The sequence below is a fragment of the Streptomyces sp. NPDC058307 genome (assembly GCF_042880295.1).
Classification (GTDB): domain Bacteria; phylum Actinomycetota; class Actinomycetes; order Streptomycetales; family Streptomycetaceae; genus Streptomyces.
This window is the reverse complement of the sequence record NZ_JBHVYZ010000147.1, coordinates 1-3,518: the sequence shown is the minus strand read 5'-3', so window position 1 is coordinate 3,518 and position 3,518 is coordinate 1. Positions and strand designations below refer to the sequence as shown.

Below are 3,518 nucleotides of genomic sequence, written 5' to 3'. Positions count from 1 at the left end.
TTCAAGTTCCGCGCCCGCCCGGCCGTCGAATGACGGGGTGCCGTCAGGCCACGATCAGGCCACGATCAGAGAGATCCCGTACGCCACCGCCGCCGCGCACGCCGCGAAGCAGGCGTAAGCGCCGGTGACCGCGAGAGTGGCCGAGCCGCCCTGGGCCGTGGCCCGCTCCTGGCGGGACAGGCCCATGATGCCGAGGGTGAACAGGGCCACGAGGCCCACGGTGACGACGAGGCTGACGCCGAAGACGGAGCCGAGTGCTTCCCAGTCGATCTTCATGGTGAGGCTTCCTTAACGCTGGGGTGGGGGCTCAGACGGCGGCCGGCGGGGCAGCCGGTTCCGTCACGGCGGCCGGGGCCGGAGAGGGGGCCGGGATCGTGGCGGTGAGGCCCTCGGTCACGGTGCCCGTGGGCGGCGGGGTCACGACGGCGATCGCCGTGGTCACCACGCCGGCCGGCTCGTCGCTGTGGTTGACGTTGGACGCGTCCACGACCTCGCGCCGCGAGATCTTCCAGATCGCCGCGCTGGAGGCGACGAGGAAGACCGCCACGAGCGCCGTACCCCAGTCGCCGAGGTTGGTGACCGACTCGGCCAGGGCGCCCACCAGGGCCGCCGCCGGGAGCGTCAGGCCCCAGGCCACGAACATCCGCGTCGCCGTCGACCAGCGGACGACGCCGCCCTTGCGTCCGAGGCCCGCGCCCATCACCGAACCGGAGACGGAGTGCGTGGTGGAGAGGGAGAAGCCGAGGTGGGCGGAGGCCAGGATGACGGTGGCCGCGCTGGTCTGGGCGGCGAAGCCCTGCTGCGGCTGGAGGTCGGTCAGGCCCTTGCCCATGGTGCGGATGATGCGCCAGCCGCCGAGGTAGGTGCCGAGCGCGATGGCGAGACCCGCGGAGAGGATGACCCAGGTGGGCGGGTCGGAGTCGGGGGCGACGACGCCGCCGGCGACCAGGGCGAGGGTGATGATGCCCATCGTCTTCTGCGCGTCGTTGGTGCCGTGGGCCAGCGAGACCAGACCGGCCGAGGCGATCTGGCCGGTGCGGTAGCCCTTCGCGGCGGCCTTGCCGTCGGCCTTCTTGCCCAGCGTGTACGAGAGCCGGGTGGCCAGCATGGCGGCGACGCCCGCGACGATCGGTGCCGCGACGGCCGGGATGAGGACCTTGGTGACGAGCGCGTCGCCGTGCACGGCGCCCATGCCCGCCGAGGCGATGGTGGCGCCGATCAGACCGCCCATGAGGGCGTGCGAGGAACTGGAGGGCAGACCCACCAGCCAGGTCAGCAGGTTCCAGAGGATCGCGCCGACCAGGGCGGCGAAGATGACCTCGGGACGGAGGCCGGTCTCGTCGACGAGACCCTTGGAGATCGTGTTGGCGACCTCCACCGAGAGAAAGGCGCCCACAAGGTTCAGCACGGCGGACATGGCCACCGCGACCTTGGGCTTGAGCGCACCGGTCGAGATGGTGGTGGCCATCGCGTTGGCGGTGTCGTGAAAACCGTTCGTGAAATCGAACGCGAGTGCGGTGACGACCACAATCGCGAGGATCAGCGAGAAGTTTTCCATTTACCCAGGCAATCGTTCGAGGTCATTGGCAGATTGAACGTAGGTAACCTGGATGAACGGAAGGTGAACTGAGGCGGGCCGCACGGTGACCGGATTCTTCGGCTATTGCCGCGCCGGAGCCCGCGGCCCCCATGCGACCCGTACGCCCCACGGCTATGACCCGGTGGCGAACCTCTTGAGCTGCCGCGCCGACCCGTTGAAGAGATTTTGATCACCCGGCAGGCTGCCCCTGTTGGCGTACTGCCAGATCGTCCAGTACGACCAACCGACGGGCAGCGCACCAGCGTCCGCCGAGTGGTAGCGGGCCACCCACAAGGCGTGGTTCGCGGCGAACGCGCCGCTGCCGCCGGTGCAGGCGTTCCACCAGTGGGCGGTCGTGTAGATCACCGGACGCCGCCCGGTGAGCCGCCTCACCTCATCACTGAACTCCCTGATCCAGCCGACCAGCCCCGCCTTGGTCATGCCGTAGCACGTGTCCTTCCTGTCATACGGGTTGTATTCGATGTCCAGCGCCGGCGGCAGGGTCCAGCCGTCCGCGGACCAGGCGCCGCCGTTGCGCACGAAGTACGCGGCCTGCGCGCTGCCCGAGGACTTGTCCGGCAGCGCGAAGTGGTACGCCCCGCGCAGGATGCCGGCGTCCCGCGCGCCCTTGTACTGCCGGCCGAAGTGCGGGTTGCGGTAGTTCGTGGACTCGGTCGCCTTGATGTAGACGAACCTGGCGCCCCTGGCCCTGGCCTGCTGCCAGTCGACGTCCTTCTGGTGCGAAGAGACGTCGTGCCCCTTGGGCAGCCTCGCCGCCGAGTCGGGCGCCCCGGCGAACGCCGTGCCTCCCACGCCGAGCGTGACCAGGCACAGGGCCAGGGCGCGGGTTCGGCGCCGGGCAGCCTTGCGATCACGGGCCATGCGTCCCCCCGGAACGGCGTCGTGCACAACAAAGCCCAGAGGCTACTGGAAGATCCCCGGATTCCGGGCGATCCCCGGCCAAGCCGCACAAGAGGGGCGCACGCCCGAAAACGCGCCCCTCGGGCGCCCCGCCTGGCAGGATCACGGCATGGCTGAGGAACGGCAGGAATCACCGGGGGAGGCGGACGCGTGGGCCGAGTTGGTCGACACGGCCCGCCGGACGGTCACCGACGGACTGGTCGTCGGCACCTCCGGCAACGTCTCGGTACGCGTCGGGGACACGGTCCTGGTCACCCCGTCGGGCGTCCCCTACGACCGCCTCACCCCGGACGACGTGACGGGCGTCGACCTGGAGGGCCGTCAGGTCCTGGGCACCCTGGTCCCCACGAGTGAACTCCCCATGCATCTGGCGGTCTACCGCCACACCGACGCCCGCGCGATCGTGCACACCCACGCGGTGCACGCCACGGCCGTCTCCACGCTCGTGCCCGAACTCCCCCCGATCCACTACATGACCGGCGCCCTCGGCGGCCCCGTCCGGGTCGCCCCCTACGCCACCTACGGCACCGACGAGTTGGCCGAGAACATGCTCCACGCCCTCGCCGACCGCTCCGCCTGCCTCCTCCAGAACCACGGCACGCTCACCTACGGCGCCACCCTCACCCAGGCCTACGACCGCACGGCCCAACTGGAATGGATGTGCCACCTGTGGCTCACGGCCCGATCCGTACCGGGCCTGACCCCGAACATCCTGACGGAGCGACAGGTGGCCGAGGCGGGGGAGCGGTTGCGGGGGTATGGGCAGCGGGGGTAGGGGGTGCCGGGTCAGGTTGTCGTGCGGGTGCGGGTGCGTTGTGGCTGGTCGCGCAGTTCCCCGCGCCCCTAGGGGGTTGCAGTCACCTCGCGCCCACGACAGAACCGTTCCGCCACCTCACACGCCACGACGGACCGCTCGCCACCTCCGCGCCACGCCGGACCGTTCGCCGGACGGCGCGCCAGGATGGACGGTTGGCCGCGTACGGCGGGCAGGGGACGGGGTGGGGGGTGTCCGCCCGCA

The 3,518-nt window shown here is 70.8% G+C and carries 4 protein-coding genes; 1 reads left to right on the top strand and 3 read right to left on the bottom strand.

Translation table 11 applies throughout. From position 1 onward, the window contains the following. Positions 1–54 precede the first annotated feature (54 nt). The 3 genes from ACFVYN_RS41155 to ACFVYN_RS41145 all read right to left on the bottom strand — a co-directional run bounded on the left by ACFVYN_RS41155 (position 55) and on the right by ACFVYN_RS41145 (position 2,461). Complete coding sequence (locus ACFVYN_RS41155) at positions 55–276, bottom strand: hypothetical protein (protein WP_352390451.1); 222 nt, start codon at positions 274–276, stop codon at positions 55–57. A 31-nt stretch (positions 277–307) separates the two neighbouring features. Then, on the bottom strand, positions 308–1,558 hold the full coding sequence (locus ACFVYN_RS41150; RefSeq protein ID WP_390007999.1) for an anion permease: 1,251 nt from the start codon (positions 1,556–1,558) through the stop codon (positions 308–310). A gap of 153 nt (positions 1,559–1,711) precedes the next feature. Continuing rightward, positions 1,712–2,461: a lysozyme gene (locus ACFVYN_RS41145; RefSeq protein ID WP_390007997.1), complete on the bottom strand. Its 750-nt coding sequence runs from the start codon at positions 2,459–2,461 to the stop codon at positions 1,712–1,714. Positions 2,462–2,609: 148 nt separating this feature from the next. On the opposite strand from ACFVYN_RS41145, the gene ACFVYN_RS41140 reads away from it, so the two are divergent. Further along, complete coding sequence (locus tag ACFVYN_RS41140; protein WP_390007995.1) at positions 2,610–3,275, top strand: class II aldolase/adducin family protein; 666 nt, start codon at positions 2,610–2,612, stop codon at positions 3,273–3,275. The last annotated feature ends 243 nt before the right edge of the window (positions 3,276–3,518 follow it).

Bases quoted from the DNA above. Each gene is read 5' to 3' on its own strand.
- ACFVYN_RS41140 (WP_390007995.1), top strand. From the start codon at position 2,610: ATGGCTGAGGAACGGCAGGAATCACCGGGGGAGGCGGACGCGTGGGCC.
- ACFVYN_RS41155 (WP_352390451.1), bottom strand. From the start codon at position 276: ATGAAGATCGACTGGGAAGCACTCGGCTCCGTCTTCGGCGTCAGCCTC.
- ACFVYN_RS41145 (WP_390007997.1), bottom strand. From the start codon at position 2,461: ATGGCCCGTGATCGCAAGGCTGCCCGGCGCCGAACCCGCGCCCTGGCC.
- ACFVYN_RS41150 (WP_390007999.1), bottom strand. From the start codon at position 1,558: ATGGAAAACTTCTCGCTGATCCTCGCGATTGTGGTCGTCACCGCACTC.